Here is a 15,481-nt window from a genome sequence, read left to right as displayed (position 1 = left end):
CCCCTTTTCGGGCTTGTAGAACTCTGTGCGAATGGTCACCGATGGGCGATCCAGGTACAACCTGCCCATCACATCGTGCGACCCGGAGCGATGTTTCAGCCAACTCTCCGTGGAGCGATCGGGGTGGATGTCATGTCGGTTACCGCCCGGTGGGATGTCCTCGTACCGGAGACGGGAACGCTCCGTCGGGTTGCGGCCGATGTGCAGGTCGGTCGTCTTGAACGGGCCCGGAACGGTCTTACCGAGGAGATCACAGCGGGCATCGGGAAGGCTCGTGGTGGCTGGCTTCTCCGGTGTATTCGGCCGCCCGGGCACTCCGAACACCGTGCTGACCGGTACCCATGTGGCCACGGCGTCCGAACCCGTGAAAAGAGAGGCGTCCAGTTTACGTGGATCAGCGTGAGTCGCCTGTGGACGATTTAGCGGAACCCCATCGGGGTGTTCCTTGAGAAGATCACGGTGCGTGGCCAATACGATGGCCCGCTTTCTGGTCTGCGGGACACCATAATCGGCCGCGACCAGATGGTTGGACTTCAATACATAGTCCTTCAGGTCACCGTTCGCTGCAGCCACTTGCAGTGCCGCATATTCGGAGGACCTGAAGAAGCGGTCCACGTTCTCGATCACGAAGATCTTCGGTTGGAGCCGCTTCACCACTTTCATGTATTCACGCCACAGACGGTTACGGGGGTCGTTTGGGTCCTCCTTGCCTAAACCGGAGAATCCCTGGCAGGGGGGACCGCCCAAGATCACGTCGACCTCGCCCTGGACTTCGTCGGGATCCCAGTTCTTGATGTCACCTGCGAAGATGTGCCTCAGGCCGCCCGCCTCGGTTGCGTAGTTCGCGGCGTAGGTTGTGGCTGCCGCCAGATCCCACTCGACCGCACCTATCGTACGGAAGGGCGACCTGTCGCCATCTTCCGGGACGAACTCGTGAAAACCCTGGGTGAATCCGCCACAGCCTGCGAACAAGTCGACGACGTTGATGCGATCGGGGGGTGTGGCGGTCATGGGCGTAACCATACCGACCCGCGAGTGGATCATAGGGTCCGGTGGCTGAAGCCTGCTTCCAGAAACCTCATATTCCTCCGCCCGCCTAGGCCGTTTCCTCCCGAGCCGACAGCGCACGCGTGAGACTCGTGCCGAGGGCCGCTGCGAGCGGCGGTGGGAACGCATGTCCCACCTGCCGATAGCGTGCCGTCTTCCTGCCTGAGATGACCCAGTCTTCAGGAAACCCCTGCAGCACCGCGACCTGGGGCACGGTCAGCTTCGGGAGTCCTCCCCGGGCGGCGCCTAGATCGAACACGAAGTCAGGGCCCGGCACATCATCCGCGATGCTGCTGCCATTGATCCCTAACCTGGACCAGATGTTCTTCGTTCGTGTCGGACCGAGGTCTGCGCCGCCTCTGTCCTTGGACCCACCGATGATCGGAGGCGCGACCTCGTTCGCGACGAGCCGCCACTCCGCCGCACCTTTCCAGCCCCGGCTCGCCATCGAGTGCCAGAGCGCCTCACCCACCGTGGCGGCGCCCCCGACGGGTTCGGGCCAGTGAAATGCGCCGATATCCTGCGCTCGCATCGCAACGAGGACGCCGTGTTCTCGGCGTTGAGGCACACCGTGGTCCCGCGCATCAAGAATGCCCCAGAGGCACTCGTAAGAGTTGTTCTTGAGCTCGTCCTCGACGAACTCTCGCAACTCGGTGAACTTCGGGCTGCTGACGAGCGCGGGTACGTTCTCCAGCAGGATCGCCCGAGGCCGCACTTCCAGCGCCAGCCAGATCGCGGCTCGCAGCAGGTCGTATTTGGGCTCGACTGTGGGCTGCTTGCCGGCAATGGTGTAGGGGAACCGAGGAAGTCCACCCGCGAGCAGATCGACGTCCAGGACCTGTGGGTGATCACTGCCTACGAACTCGAGGAGGTCGAGTTGCCTCACGTCCCAGTCGGGGCGGTTGGCGCGAAGCGTCGCGCAGGCGTGAGGATCATCGTCGATGAGCATCACCGGATCGAAGCCGGCCATTTCCAGGCCGACGGCTTGGCCACCTGCTCCAGCGCAGATCTCCAGGCTGGTGAACCTTCTCATCCACGACTCCTCTGCTTCGCAGGAAGATTAGCCCGAACGCGTACGCCTGGTCGTGCTGTTGCGTAGCCTTCTGGCTCTGTAGGGCGTTTCTATGTCTTTTGTACGGTGGAGCTATGGCAGTCGCGAGACCTGTGGGCGCGTCCAGCGAGGGCGTGCGTAAGAGCATGCAGGCGAACAAGAGCAGGGACACCAAGCCCGAGCTCGCCTTGCGACGGGCGGTGCATGCCCTCGGCCTTCGATATCGTGTCGCGGTTCGTCCGCTGCCGAAGATTCGACGCACGGCCGATCTGGTGTTCACCAAGGCACAGGTGGCGGTGTTCCTCGACGGATGTTTCTGGCATGGATGCCCAGAGCATCACATCAAGGCCGCCACCAATGCCGATTACTGGGCGGAGAAGGTTGTTCGCAACCGAGAACGAGATGCCGAAACCGATCGGAAGCTCTCGGAATCGGGATGGCTGGTCATCCGAGTATGGGAGCACGAAGACCCCAAGAGAGCTGCCGTTCGCATCGCCGAGCAGGTATGGAAGATCGGTCAGGGGGCTGCGGAGAGAGTTACCCCGCGGGGTCACGTCCAGCGGAATGATGTATGAGTTGATCTCTGCGAGATCCTGTTTCTGCAGGTTAAGCGGTAAGTGTCTGTGGGAGCGGGTTCTGATGGGGTGTGTCGCCGGGGATGACGCGTAGCCGCGTGCAGACCGGGCTCTACCGCGACTCGACGGCCGTGGCCGACCGGCCCGTGAAGCGCTCACCGCAGCTGGCTACACGCCCGCCCGTGCTCGTGACCGGTGATGGTCTCGCGGGCTATGACAAGAACGCCGAGTACGACCGGCTGATCGCCACCTGCTCGGTGCGCTACGTTCCGATGCCGTGGATGTGGCAGGTCCGCGACGGTGGCACGATCACCGCTCCGCTGACCGGGTGGATGCGCGGGGCCGCGTTCGCGCATCTCACACTCGGTGACGACGGTACGGCGAGCGGGCGGTTCCTTAAGGACGACATCTACTTCATGACCGCCCGCACGCACGGCCCGCCGCCGGTGGCCTCTCCCTACCTGCGGAGCGGGGAGGTGAGGGAGAGCCGGGTGGATCCGCGGGTCCTGGACAGTCCGGCCGGGCTTTCGTGGCATAGTTCGCCGCGCCGTCGGCGATGCGGCTGGGCGGTGACGACGAGGTCATCCTGTGGGATGTCGCCACCGGTTCGCGCGGGGGCAGGCATCGCCGTCTTCACGATCGCGTTCGGGCACTGGACCGGGCAGACCGGGCAGAAGGATTTGTTGCAGTTCATCGGAGAGTCGTTCGCCGGGCTCAAGGCGGTGACCGCAGGCACCTGACTCGCGATCGCCTGGACCACGGCATCCGTCACGTGGCCGAGCCGTCCGGTGGCTGACCGCGGCACCCGAGGTCGCGGCCTCCGGTGGGCCGGCCGGGGGTGGCCGGCCCATCGACGTCCGATCGGCTACACGTTGACGAAGGTCCAGTCGTGGATCTCGGTGTTCACCGGGCACCGCGCCAGGGAGGTGCCTCTTCCCGGCGAGTTCCACACAATCGTGCCGTTGACGTAGACGAAGGTGTCGCGCGGGGTCTCGCACATGACCCGCATGTACCAGGGGGTCGCGGTGTAGGTGGTGCACGTGGCGGTTATCTGGTTGACGGAGAGGTTGTAGCCGTAGGTGCAGGTCGACTCGACGACGTCGGCGTGAGCCGGCTGTGCCGCGAACGCGATGATGCTCACGGCGCCGATCATGGTGGCGGCCGCGCCGGCGCGGATCCGTCGGACGATGGACATGATGACCTCCTTGGTGGACGGTGACCCGAACGTAACAACGCGTGCGGGCCGCGAAGTCTCACATCCGTCTCAGAGCCGCGAGTGAGGATCGGCGCCCCCGTCCAGGCCCAGCGCTCGAACGTACGGTTCGTGGGGCCCTGCTTTGCTCCCGAACGGCTGGCGCCAGAGCTGGACACCGCCGAAGGACGGGAACCGCGTTTAACCTCTAGCGGGTTTTCGTGGTTCAAAGATGAGATTTCACTTTCACGATGTCTTTCCGGTGATCGCCGCGATTGTTACCTTCGCTCTGTGTCGATCGCCTACGACGATGTGTGCCGGCGGCTCAGAGATCTGATGCGTCCCACCGCGGCCGAAGGGCCGGTCACCGTCGTCAACCTGTGCGGACCGGTCGGCGTCGGCAAGAGCCGGTTGGCCGCGACGCTGTCCGGCCTGGTGCTGGATTTCGCCGCGTCGCCGATGCCCGAGTTCCCGGAGCGGGGAACGGCCGGTCCGCTGGTATTCGACGGTGTCGACCACGACGACCAGGCCGAGGCCGTCCGTGCGTGGCTCGATGGCGTGAAATCGGGAACACGCGTGCTGGTCGTCGGGCGACGGCCCGTTGTGACGCGGCCCGGCTGGTCTGACCGATCCGTCGAGACGGTGTGGCTCGCCCCGTGGACGGCTACGGAGGTGCGGGACCTCGCACGGTCGCAGGGCATTGGGGACATGGCCCGGCAGAACCTGATCGTCGACCTGTCCGGGGGGATCCCCCTCATCGCCGACTGCCTGGGGCGAGCGTTCCTCGCAGGCGTGGGGATCGACTCCGTGGGAGGCCTCGCCGATGCCGCCGCCCGCGAGCTGATCCGGCGACTCGCCCTCGAGGCCCCCGACCCGCTGCCCGGCAGGCTGCCGGTCGTGGCGACGGTCGGCGGTGCGGACGCGGACCTGCTCGCCGTGCTGGTCAACGGGACGCCCGAGGAGTTCGACCGGCTCAGTGCCATGAGCGTCGTCCAGTCCGATCCGCACGGGCTGACCGTGGCCGAGCCGTTCCGCACGATCTTCGACCTGGCGTTCCAGTGGCGGCATCCGGTCACGTCTCAGCGGCTGATCGCGAACGGGTCCACGTATCGCCGGCACCAGCTCGGCGCCACGGGGGATGCCCGGCTGCGCGCCAAGCTCGCGGATCAGGTCCTGCTGTTGTCGGCCCACCCGCAGGTCCGGGAGCTCTTCTGCCCTCCACCGCCGGCTCCGCTGCGCGTCAGGCCGGCGACGGAGGCGGACGAGGACGAGGTGGTCCGGCTGATCGGTCAATGGGCGGAGCTGGAAGCGCTGAACCGGCGTCGTGCCGACCGGATGCTCGAGCTGTGGCAGGCCGACCCCGCGAGCAGCTTCGACCTCGTCGTCGACCTCGACGACCGGCCGCTGGGCATGGCCAACATCACCCGGGTCGGCACCGGGCCCGCGTCGGTGCTGGAACAGCTGCTGCAACAGCACGCGATGCCGCTAGCCGACTCCCAAGATGACGAGGCGTCCACCGGCATCGTGGTCGGCATGATGGTCGCCGCGGACCACCATCCGGCGGTACGTGCTCTCATTCTGCGTCACTTCCTGACCAACGCCATCACGAGCGGTCGCATGATCGTTTCCACGCCGTGGCTGCCGTACCAGCACCTGTCGGTGCGCCTGGGCCTACGCCAACTCGGCGAGACCCGCGACGACTTCTTCCGCTGCGGGCGCCGGAGCGGCATCTTCTCGCGCACCTTCACCCCCGGCAACCTGCCGGCGTGGCTTCGGCAACTGGAACGAGGCACTACGGCCCGGGCCGATGACGCCGTCGTCAAGGCGGTCCGCAGTGCGCTGAACCAGCTGCGCGAGCCCGGCAAGCTGGCCGGCAGCCCGTTGCTCGCGGTGCCGGGGCTGGGCTCGCCCCAGGTGCTGGCGGCTTTCATCCAGTACCAGATCGAGTCACTGGCGTGTTCCGGATCGCCGGTGGACGCGGAGGCCGCGCGAATACTGAGTCTGTGCTACCTGCGGAGAAGCGGTGGGCATGACGTGATCGCGCACGGTCTGCATCTGAGCCGGGCCACCTACTTCCGGCGCCTCGACCACGGCATCCGTCACGTGGCCGAGGCGGTTCGATGGCTGACCACGGCACCCGAGGTCGCGACCTCGGGTGGGCCGGCCGAGGGCGGCCAGCCGATCGACGTCCGATCGGCTACACGTTGACGAAGGTCCAGTCGCTGATCTCGGTTTTCACCGGGCACCGCGCCAGGGAGGTGCCCGTTCCCGCTGCGTTCCACACCGGCGTGCCGTTGACGTAGACGAAGGTGCTGCGCGGGGTCTCGCACGCGACCCGTAAGTACCAGGAGGTCGCGGTGGAGCTAATGCACGTGGCGGGGAGAGGTTGTAGGCGCAGGTCGACCGGTCGACGTCGGCGTGGCCTGGGCAGAGCTCGACCGTTGATCGTTTAGTGCCCGTCGCCCTCAGTTAGGGGGGCGAAAGACCGCTCTCTCGTCATGCCTATGTTGGCCAGGTGCGTGTCCAGGATGTCGTCCATCGAGAGGGCGTCTTCTTGTGTGTCCGCTGGGGGGAAGGCACTGCATAGCCGGGGGAGCCTGCGGGCGCGCATCGCTTGGCCTTCGTCGAGGTCGTCGTCGGAGGGTGATCATGAAGGGCTCGTGATCTGCCCGTGCCGACCGCGGCGAACGGCTGAGCCGGATCCCGTCCGACTGAGCGGGCCGCCACGCGGCGGCCCGCTCAGCCTGTGGGCGGGCCGGTATCGCCTCTTCGGGCCTTCCCAGGCTTCGCGCGTGGGCCATCTTTTGGCCGTCGCTGATACATGTCGGTGTCATCTCGTTTGGGGACCTTGATCAGGCGTCGGTCTCGTGGTGCCGTGAAAGTGCGAGGCGTGCTCATATCGGCGTGGAGAACGCCGCCGATCGCAGCCATGCCGACGCGCCGCAGGTCAGGGAGCAAGTCCTTCGAGAAGGCGGAAGAATGCGAAAACTGTCGTCATTCACGTCCACCGCTAGGGCATCGAAGTCAGCGACCGCGTCGGAGAGGAGGACGGCATCCTTCAGGCGCAAGGGTTCCCGGCTCGGGATCGTGCTCGGCGCCACCGCCCTGGGGGTCGTGGTCCCCGCGTCGGCCGCCTGGGCCGATCCGCCGCACAACCTTCCCCAGTCGGCCGGAGGGTATGAGTCGTCGTTCTCGCCGGCCTACGACTACGACGGCGACGGCTGCTACGCCACCCCCGCCATCGGGCCGGACGGGACCCTCGCCCCAGGGCTGAACCCGACCGGGGCGGTCAACGGCAACTGCCGGGACCAGTCGGACCTGGACAACTCGCAGACCTACGCCCGGTCCAAGTGCGACAACGGCTGGTGCGCGGTCGTGTACGCCAGCTACTTCGAGAAGGACCAGGCGCTGCCCGGCATCAGCCTCGGCGGTCACCGGCACGACTGGGAGCACGTCATCTCCTGGGTGAACCAGGCGTCCAACCGGGTGGAGTACGTGTCGACCACCCAGCACAGCAGCGTCGTGACCTACACGCGCTCGCAGGTGCGCTTCGACGGGTCGCACCCCAAGGTCGTCTACCACAAGGACGGGGCGTCCACGCACTTCTTCCGGCTCGCCAACGGCAACGACGAGCCGCCGGAGAACCACTACCACGACTGGCGCTATCCCCCGCTCGTGGACTGGAACGGCTGGCCCAGCACCGCGCTGCGCGACCGGCTGATGACCGCGGACTTCGGCTCCGCGACCATCAAGATCAATGACGGGAGGTTCGGGGACCTGCTGGCGAGCGCCAAGCCGAGTGGCATCCCCTTCGACCCCCGGGCCTGAAGACGCCGACGGGTTCGGACTCCCGTCAGCCTCGCCACGTACGGGCCTGAGCGTACGGGCCTGAGCGTACGGGCCGGAGCGTACGGGCCGGAGCGGACCCGCGAGGACGTGGCGAGACGAGGACGCGGAGACGTGAGGACGCGGAGACGGGAAACCGTGCGCGAGTTGGCATGGCGACGTGAAACCCCGTGCGCGCGTACGTCAGGGGCCGTCTTGCGCGGGGCAGCGCGTCGCTAGTCCTCGGTGAGCACGATGACGTTGTCGTCCGCGCCGAGGGTCAGGGGTTCGGTCTTGGAGGGATTGAGGCTGACTCCGTACGAAGGGGCCTGGTCGCTGTGGCGCTTGAGCCGGTAGCCGATGGCCGTCTGTCCTCGCCGCTTGGCCGCCTCGATGACGGTGGCGAAGTTCGCCTCCACACCGGGGCTGACGTAGTCGGACGCGGGCCTCAGGAAGATCTCCGCTCCGGCGGGGTCGAAAAGCTGGGCGAAGACCCCCTGGAGGTGGCGGTTCTCGGCCAGTTGGGTCATCAGCAGGCTGATCAGTTTGGTGCTGACGATGAAGTCGTCGGCCTTGGTGACCTGGAAGATCTCCCGGTTGCGGTCGTCGTTGATCTCGGTGACGATCGAGTACGGGTCGCCGAGCCGCACCTCGATGTCGCGCAGGTGGAGCAGGGTCACCAGCGTGCGGTCATCGGCGTGGTCGAAGTCGACGCCGTCGTCCGCCAGCACGATGATGTGCTTGTAGCTGCCCAGGTCGAGGGCCTCCAGTGATCCTCTGCTGGTCGGCTCGCAGTGCTTGTAGCCGGTGGTCAGGTTCCTCCGGGGGGTCTCCATGACGTCGGCGGGCCGGCGCGGCGCGGCGATGTCCACGACCGAGTTCGGCTCGACGAGACGGTCCAGCAGGTCGATGATCTTCGTCGCGCGGGAGTTCCAGCCGATCAGCAGGGTGCGGTCCGGCATCGGCCGCCGGTCGGGGACCGAGGTGATCGCCGCCTCCTCGATCGGGGGAGGGGAGTCGGCCAGCCGGATGAGCAGGTCGTCTTCGGCCAGCACGATCAGATGGTCGTGGGTACCGATGGTGGTGTCCATCGGGGGGTTGACGACCACCGCTCCGTCGATCCTGCGCAGCCCGACGGGGACGCCGAGATCGTAGGCGTTGAGCGCCTGGCCGTAGGTCGACCCGGCGAGTGAGGGCTCGGGGCGGATGTAGATCTCGTTGCCGGCGAAGTCGAGCAGGTCGCTGCAGACCGTGGACAGGCCTGACTGGCGGTGTGACTGCACGACGAGGCGGACGGCGATGTCATCGGCGTCGATCACCAGAGCGGCCTCTCCGCCGGCGAGACGGGCGGCGGCGAGGTTCTCCGAGTTCTGCACAGCGGTTACCACGTGTGGGCGGGAGCCGCGCCAGGTGCGGTTGTTCAGCAGCAGCAACGCCTTGATCACGTCGATGTCGGCGTCTGGGCCCGGGGGTGGCAGTACCATGATCGACTTTGCCGTGTCCGGGCTCACCAGTTCCAGGTCGGCTCGCTTGAGCGCGCTGCCGGACCGGCAGATCACCCGTGTACGGCCCGTCTCGCCGACGCGGGCGCGGATCTCGTCGTCCATGTCCGCCTTGTCGCGGTCGGCGAGGATCACCACGCAGGAGCGCCGGTGGCCCTGGTTCGCTTTGACGAGCTCCTCGATGACGGTGAAGACCTGCTCCGACCAGCCGAGCACGATCGTGTGCCCGCGCTCGATGAGGCGTGACCGGCCCTTGCGCAACTGGGCGATCCGGTTCTCCAGGCCGGCGGTCAGCACACCGATCAGCGAGCTGACGATGAAGATGCCGCCGATGGTGACCAGGAGCATCAGAGCCAGGAAGAGGGGACTCCCGGCGTCGCCGCCCAGGGTGCCGGGGTCGATGGCCCGCATCAGGCTCATCCAGGTGACGCCGAGCCAGCCGCCGTCCTTCACGGGGTCCTCGGCGGGGACGAGGGTGACGACCAGCGCGGTGACCATCGCGATGAGCACGACGGAAGCGAGGCCGAGCCAGCCGATCAGCGCCGGGGTCCCGCGATCCATCGTGCCGTCGAACCAGTACCGCAGGCGATCCCGCAGTTTCATGTGCACCGCTCCAGATGTCCCAGCTCATTGGCGTCACAGCGAACCGGCGCGTGGAGCCACCCGGTTTGCGATCACAGGCGCGGTGGCAGCGCACCCAGGGTATCGGTGATCTCCGGCAGGCTATCGTCTCTTCCGACGGCCAGGAGCGTTGATTGCGGGGACGGACGCGGGGACTGGTCGGCCCGCCGTGGCGGCCACCTCGCCGAGGGGCGACTGAGTGGGGGCCGCCATCCGGGCAGTCATCCGGCCGCCATCCGGGCCGTCCTTCGACTCAGGTGCCGGCGTCCGGCTCCGCTCCGTCCTGGGCTTCACCGCCCGCATGTTCCTCCGACGACGACCGCGTGGAGGTCGCGTCGGGGTGGGCGGCGACGAACTGCTCGACGAGCTCGTCGGGGATCTTGCCACGGGCGGGTACGTCCAGCTCTTGCTCGCGTGCCCAGGTGCGGACGTCGGTGAGGGTGTAGCCCTGCAGCCGGGGCGAGAGCTCGGGGACCTTCTTCGACCGTGACGCCTGCTTCACTTCGCGGGAGCTCTCCAGGACCTCTTCGAGGAACGCGAGAGCGTCGCTCAGCCGCTGCTGGTTGGCATCCGACAGGTCGATGGCGAAGGTACGGTTCAGCAGCGGGAACTCCCGCCTCGCCACGTCTTCGCCCTCGGAGGAGTCGAGGTCGTCGACCAGTATCACCTTCTGCGCCACGTGCGGCCCTTTCCGAGTCGATCAGCGTCTGTCTGGACCGTGGCATCATACTGGCGTTCGAGAAACGGATCGCGTTGTTGACCGTGTCGACGCACCCACCGCGTACGTGATCTCGACCTGACCGGCAGCGGCCGCGCTCGGCCGCGCTCGGCCGCGCTCGGGCGAACGCGGGCTCACGACGGTGGGCCGGAGTCGAAGGACTCCGGCCCACCAGGACAGCGGGGTGTTCTACGGGGCCGGGTACTCCTTGACGAACACCGGTGAACCGACCTTGGTCGTGTCGGCCGGGTCGCCCACGCCGTTGACGACGTGGTCGATGATTCCGGCGCTAAGGTTGACCGTCATGATGTGGTGCAGCTTGACGCCCGGGGTCTCCGGGACCTCGAAGCCGTTCTCGGTGTGGATCGACGGGTTGTTCTGGTTGAAGACGTAGACGCCACCGCCGTACAGGTTGTGGGTCTTCACACGGTTGCCGACCTTGTAGCCGGCGTAGCCCTCGACGGCGCCGTTCATCCAGTCGGCCTGGGTCGGCGGGTCGTACGGCAGCTCGTTCTGGTACAGGATGGTCGTGCCGTCGTCGCCGTTCCAGACGGTGTTGTACCGCTGGAAGTGCTCGACGAACAGGCCCGTCGCGGTCACGTGGTCACCGTTGATGACGGCTCCGTAGCGGCCGATGTTGGTGTTCCACCGTTGGGTGTCGGTGAAGCCCTCGACCCCGTGGTCGGCGCGCCACACCCAGGTGTGGTCGATGATCACGTTGTCGCTGTTGACCTCAAGCGCGGTGTCGGCCTTGCCGACGTGCGGTCCGCCGACGCGGAAGTACACGTCGGACAGGGTCGTCGGGTTGTTCGCCGAGCCCCCATGCCTGCCGTGATCGTCACCCCTGCCGTGGTCGTGGTCCTTGCCCACCCGCAGCAGTACCGGCGACTTCTGAAGGCCCGCGTCGATCGTGACGCCGGCGATGACGACGCCGGGGACGTCGGCGACGTCGAGCGGGGTCGAGCCGTTGACGGCGGTCAGCGTGGCGTGCCCGATACCGAGGACCACCGTGTCGGGGCGCTTGACCTCGATGTTCCGCGCGATGTCGTACACGCCGGGCGTGAGCAGCAGGTTCTTGCCGCGCGCGAGCTCGTTGTTGATGACCTTCACCGAGTCCGACGGCTTCGCGACGAAGAAGTCGGAGATCGGCAGCGTACGGCCCGGCGTCAGGCCGTTGGCCCACGTGATGCCACGCGTGTTCTTCTGGGCGGAGGGGACGCGGACGTTGTACTTGCCCTTCGCGTCGAGGAACAGGTACGGCTTCTCGCGGCTCACCGGAGTGGTGTCGAGCGTGGTGTAGGGCGGGTTGGGGAAGGCGGCGTCGCCCGGAGCGCCGACGACGCCCGAGAAGACCTGGTTCCACACCCCGTTGGACCAACCGGCGACCTCGGTGTTGCGGGTCAGCCACTGCTGCTGCGATCCGTTGGTGACGGACGGCAGCTTGGAGTCGGCGATGAAGCCGCCGCTGGCGTACTGCGGGCCGGCGGTGCAGTAGTCCATCAGCGACAGGTTGCCACCGCCGACGTTGAGGCGGCGCATGGACACGGCCTGGGAGACGGCCCAGAAGTTGGCCGATCCCCTGCAGCCGTCCTGGCCGGCGGCGTTGACGTTGATCGACAGATTGGACAGGGTGCGCCAGAAGTTGACGAGCGCGAGGCAGTTGCCCGTGCCGCCGTTCTCCAGACAGCGGTTGTAGACCTCTACCTTGCCGTTGATGACGACGTCGGTGGGCGACGCGCCCAGGCCGGCGATCTCGGTGTAGTAGCCGACCTTGATCTGGAGCGGGTGTTCCGTGGTCCCGTACGTGCCCGGCTTGAACACGTAGGCGTGGCGATTGGTGCCCATCTCGTTGTCGACCTGCGTGGCGTGCGCCGCGTCGAGGGTCGCCTGGATCTCGCTGACCGGCATGCTCGGATCGAAGACGGTGACGTTCGGCCCGAAGTCCGGGGTGCGGGGTGCCGGCGAGGCGGTGGCGGCCGTTCCCGTCGTCAGGACGGCGGTCGTCAGCACGAGGCCGAGCGCGAACGCCCGCCCGAGCTGCCTATGGCTGGGGCTCCGCCTCGCGGAACCTTCATCGCCAGGAGGCAGGGTGGTCATACGGTTCGTCCTTTCCGCTCGGCGTGCGGCGCTACGTGGGCAGAAGACGTCAGGGGGATGGCGGGCATGAGGGCCAGGCGAATCGGCTGCTTCGACGAGCGCGGAAGCGCTCTCGCGTTTCTGGCGTTCACAATGGTCATCGACCTGTCTACTGGGGGGTGGACGGCCGGACGCTACGTCCCCGAAATGGGAGAGCGCTCTCTCGTTACGGGGACGTGCATCCAGATGAGGAAGATGGATGTTGTTGGGATGTTTCTACCGTGTGAATCGGTCCAGCGCCATGTCCGCGCGGCGGTTGATTTTCGGAGACGGGCGTGCGGGCGTCCGCTCGGAACCTACTCGCACCAGTAGGGGCGGTAGGAGACGACGTTGCTCGCGTGCGACACGTTCCCGGCGGCGTCCCTCGCCCTGAGGTAGTACCGTGCGGTCCAGCAGCCCACGTGGTGATGGTCGACGAAGACCCTGTCGTGGGCCGAGGTGTGCCCGATCAACCGGTACCGCCCATGTCTGATCCCGTAGACGTCATAGGCCACGACGCCGAAGTTGTCCGAGGACGGGCCCCATTTCAGGACGATCGGTCCAAAGGGCCGCTTGAAGAGCATCAGGTGCCGTGGCCGCGTCGGTGGTTCGGTGTCGGGGGCGGGAGGATAGGGCCCGTTCGCGGTGTGGAGCGTCAGCGGGCCACGGGGCTCGGCGGCGGCGGTGTCCGCTGTCCCGGCCAGCATCGCGCTTCCGACGGCGATCGCCAGCAGCGCGGGCAGTGCGTGCCTTCCAACCATTCCGAACACCCCCGATGGCGATGACTCCGGGCGCGGGATCTCGCTGCGCTTGCGATGTGTCCCTGGGGCCCGTTGTACGCGGGCCCATCCTCCGGTCGCTCGCACGGCTCGTCGTGCTTACCGAATGATCATCTAACTTTCGGCGAACGGGAGGCTCGCGGGGCCTGTCGCCGTCAGTAGCGGAGATTCCGGCGGCGGTAACATGGAATCGGGTCAGCGCGCTCTCACGTGCGGTGGCCCGGAAGGGGCGGCCCCGGCGGTAACACACCGGGGCCGTTTCACGGCCGGCGGGGCGGGGGGTCCCGTCGGCGGCGTGTGCTGCTCCGCTCGACCGCGTGACCTGCCCTGCCTGGGCGAACCCGTTCGCGACCCTGGATCGCCGGTGCCGTGGGGGCTCCAGGAACGATCCGTTCGGTCATTTGGGTCTATACAGGCACGAAGGAGCTGTGTTAAAACCTCGTTAATTGATCTACAAGAAATAAAAAAGCCCGCCCCCTACGGCCACCCCCCACGCCCAGCACGCCGGAGACGGCACTTCTCCGGTCACCCCTCCCGCATCACCCGGCGACCAGCACGGCGGACACGGCACTCCTCCGGCTGCACCTCCGGAAACCCCGGCACCCACCCCGGCAGCAAGCGCGGCGGCGCGCGCCTTGCCTGATTGAGTCATGAGGTCAGGCCTACATGCATGTCTTCGTCCATTCCTGGTTGGACCCTGCCCGAGGTTCGGTGACCACGACGGCCGTCGTACCCCCGTGGCCGGCGGACCACGGTCGCCGGGCCCGCCCGGCGCCCCGGCCGGGAACCGGCTCCTCCTCCCGGCCGCCATGGCCCCCAGCGTCCGCAGGACGGGCGCGACCTTCCTCGCATCTCATCGCCGCTCCCCACTTCGAGGAAAACCCGATGCGCATCTCCCACCCGTACGTCCACAGGCCTTCCGGTGCCACCGGCAGCGTCCATGAGCCCACCCATGCCGGGGTCCTGCCCTCCCGCGCCCGCGACAGCGTGCGGGGTGGAGCATGAGAAGACTGCTGACGGCACTGCTGCTGGTCGTCTCCACCCTCCTGGTCCCCGTCACCGCCAACGCGTCGGCCACCCCCGCCGCGGCGCCGGGCGTCGTCCCGAGCGCGTCGGCCGCCGACCCGCCGTTCGCCGCCCTGGTCTTCTCCAAGACCACCGGCTTCCGGCACAGCTCCATCCCCGCGGGCGTCGCGGCCATCAAGCAGCTCGGCCAGGAGCACGGTTTCACCGTCGACGCCACTGAGGACGCGGGCGCCTTCACCGCGGAGAACCTGGCCAAGTACGCGGTGGTGGTCTTCCTGTCCACCACGGGCGACGTGCTGGACGCCGCCCAGCAGACCGCGTTCGAGCACTACATCGAGGGCGGCGGCGGGTTCGCCGGTGTGCACGCGGCCTCCGACACCGAGTACGACTGGCCCTGGTACGGCAAGCTGGTCGGCGCGTACTTCAAGCAGCACCCCGCGCCGCAGCAGGCCGTCGTCAAGGTCGAGGACCCCGCTCACCCCTCCACAGCGGGGCTTCCTGCCCGCTGGACCCGCACTGACGAGTGGTACGACTTCCGCACCGACCCGCGTGGCACGGTCCACGTCCTGACCTCCCTGGACGAGACGAGCTACAGCGGCGGCACGATGGGCTCCGACCACCCCAACAGCTGGTGCCAGAACTACGCCGGCGGCCGGTCCTGGTACACGGCGCTGGGCCACGACGACGCCTCGTACACCGAGCCGAACTTCCTGAAGATGCTGCTGGGCGGCCTGCAGACCGCCGCCGGTGTGGTGCCGTCCGACTGCTCGGCGAGCCTGGACTCGGCGTTCGAGAAGGTCACGCTCGACGACAACACCTCCAACCCGATGATGCTGGACATCGCCCCCGACAACACGGTCTTCTACATCGACCGGCTCGGCGACATCAAGGCGGTCAAGCCGGACGGCGGCGTCGTCACCTCGGGCCACCTAAACGTCTTCACCGCCAACGAGAGCGGGCTGCTCGGCATCGCGCTCGACCCGGCCTTCGCCACCAACCGCTGGGCGTACCTGTACTACTCGCCGCAGTC

At 67.4% G+C, this 15,481-nt stretch carries 12 protein-coding genes; 5 read left to right on the top strand and 7 right to left on the bottom strand.

All coding sequences use genetic code 11. From position 1 onward, the window contains the following. On the bottom strand, window positions 1-1,011 hold a 1,011-nt coding region (gene dcm / locus AB0B89_RS28205; RefSeq protein ID WP_358558878.1), incomplete at its 3' end, for a DNA (cytosine-5-)-methyltransferase. Window positions 1,012-1,096: 85 nt separating this feature from the next. Beyond that, a complete protein-coding gene (locus AB0B89_RS28200; RefSeq protein WP_358558876.1) occupies window positions 1,097-2,080 on the bottom strand; it encodes a DNA cytosine methyltransferase in 984 nt (327 codons plus the stop codon). A 113-nt stretch (window positions 2,081-2,193) separates the two neighbouring features. On the opposite strand from AB0B89_RS28200, the gene AB0B89_RS28195 reads away from it, so the two are divergent. Further along, window positions 2,194-2,673: a very short patch repair endonuclease gene (locus AB0B89_RS28195; RefSeq protein ID WP_358558874.1), complete on the top strand. Its 480-nt coding sequence runs from the start codon at window positions 2,194-2,196 to the stop codon at window positions 2,671-2,673. Window positions 2,674-2,756: 83 nt separating this feature from the next. Further along, complete coding sequence (locus AB0B89_RS28190) at window positions 2,757-3,413, top strand: hypothetical protein (RefSeq protein WP_358558872.1); 657 nt, start codon at window positions 2,757-2,759, stop codon at window positions 3,411-3,413. Window positions 3,414-3,538: 125 nt separating this feature from the next. Here AB0B89_RS28190 and AB0B89_RS28185 read toward each other — a convergent pair whose 3' ends face one another. Continuing rightward, window positions 3,539-3,868, bottom strand: a complete 330-nt coding sequence (locus tag AB0B89_RS28185) for a hypothetical protein (protein ID WP_358558870.1) — start codon at window positions 3,866-3,868, stop codon at window positions 3,539-3,541. A gap of 81 nt (window positions 3,869-3,949) precedes the next feature. Between AB0B89_RS28185 and AB0B89_RS28180 the strand changes: the two genes are divergently transcribed. Further along, entirely contained in the window at window positions 3,950-6,073 is a 2,124-nt protein-coding gene (locus AB0B89_RS28180) for a hypothetical protein (RefSeq protein WP_358558868.1), read from the top strand. Window positions 6,074-6,952: 879 nt separating this feature from the next. Then, the gene (locus AB0B89_RS28175; RefSeq protein ID WP_358558866.1) at window positions 6,953-7,693 is read left to right on the top strand and encodes an NPP1 family protein; all 741 of its coding nucleotides are present in this window, start codon (window positions 6,953-6,955) and stop codon (window positions 7,691-7,693) included. Window positions 7,694-7,926: 233 nt separating this feature from the next. Here AB0B89_RS28175 and AB0B89_RS28170 read toward each other — a convergent pair whose 3' ends face one another. The 4 genes from AB0B89_RS28170 to AB0B89_RS28155 form a co-directional block, all read right to left on the bottom strand. Then, a complete protein-coding gene (locus tag AB0B89_RS28170) occupies window positions 7,927-9,795 on the bottom strand; it encodes a potassium transporter TrkA (protein ID WP_358558864.1) in 1,869 nt (622 codons plus the stop codon). Window positions 9,796-10,066: 271 nt separating this feature from the next. Further along, the gene (locus tag AB0B89_RS28165) at window positions 10,067-10,492 is read right to left on the bottom strand and encodes a histone-like nucleoid-structuring protein Lsr2 (RefSeq protein ID WP_358558862.1); all 426 of its coding nucleotides are present in this window, start codon (window positions 10,490-10,492) and stop codon (window positions 10,067-10,069) included. Window positions 10,493-10,720: 228 nt separating this feature from the next. Beyond that, complete coding sequence (locus AB0B89_RS28160; RefSeq protein WP_358558860.1) at window positions 10,721-12,628, bottom strand: adenylyl cyclase; 1,908 nt, start codon at window positions 12,626-12,628, stop codon at window positions 10,721-10,723. 335 nt (window positions 12,629-12,963) lie between these two features. After that, on the bottom strand, window positions 12,964-13,407 hold the full coding sequence (locus AB0B89_RS28155; RefSeq protein WP_358558858.1) for a hypothetical protein: 444 nt from the start codon (window positions 13,405-13,407) through the stop codon (window positions 12,964-12,966). 1,019 nt (window positions 13,408-14,426) lie between these two features. On the opposite strand from AB0B89_RS28155, the gene AB0B89_RS28150 reads away from it, so the two are divergent. Then, window positions 14,427-15,481, top strand: a 1,055-nt coding sequence (locus tag AB0B89_RS28150) for a ThuA domain-containing protein (RefSeq protein ID WP_358558856.1), incomplete at its 3' end; no start/stop codon positions are given.

This window comes from Sphaerisporangium sp. NPDC049002 (genome assembly GCF_040649355.1).
In the GTDB taxonomy this organism is placed as follows: domain Bacteria; phylum Actinomycetota; class Actinomycetes; order Streptosporangiales; family Streptosporangiaceae; genus Sphaerisporangium.
Note: the sequence above shows the minus strand (reverse complement) of the source record. Positions and strands in the feature narration are given on the sequence as shown.

Coding starts and splice junctions, on each gene's coding strand:
- AB0B89_RS28200 (WP_358558876.1), bottom strand. CDS start 2,080: ATGAGAAGGTTCACCAGCCTGGAGATCTGCGCTGGAGCAGGTGGCCAA.
- AB0B89_RS28195 (WP_358558874.1), top strand. CDS start 2,194: ATGGCAGTCGCGAGACCTGTGGGCGCGTCCAGCGAGGGCGTGCGTAAG.
- AB0B89_RS28190 (WP_358558872.1), top strand. CDS start 2,757: ATGACGCGTAGCCGCGTGCAGACCGGGCTCTACCGCGACTCGACGGCC.
- AB0B89_RS28185 (WP_358558870.1), bottom strand. CDS start 3,868: ATGTCCATCGTCCGACGGATCCGCGCCGGCGCGGCCGCCACCATGATC.
- AB0B89_RS28170 (WP_358558864.1), bottom strand. CDS start 9,795: ATGAAACTGCGGGATCGCCTGCGGTACTGGTTCGACGGCACGATGGAT.
- AB0B89_RS28160 (WP_358558860.1), bottom strand. CDS start 12,628: ATGACCACCCTGCCTCCTGGCGATGAAGGTTCCGCGAGGCGGAGCCCC.
- AB0B89_RS28155 (WP_358558858.1), bottom strand. CDS start 13,407: ATGGTTGGAAGGCACGCACTGCCCGCGCTGCTGGCGATCGCCGTCGGA.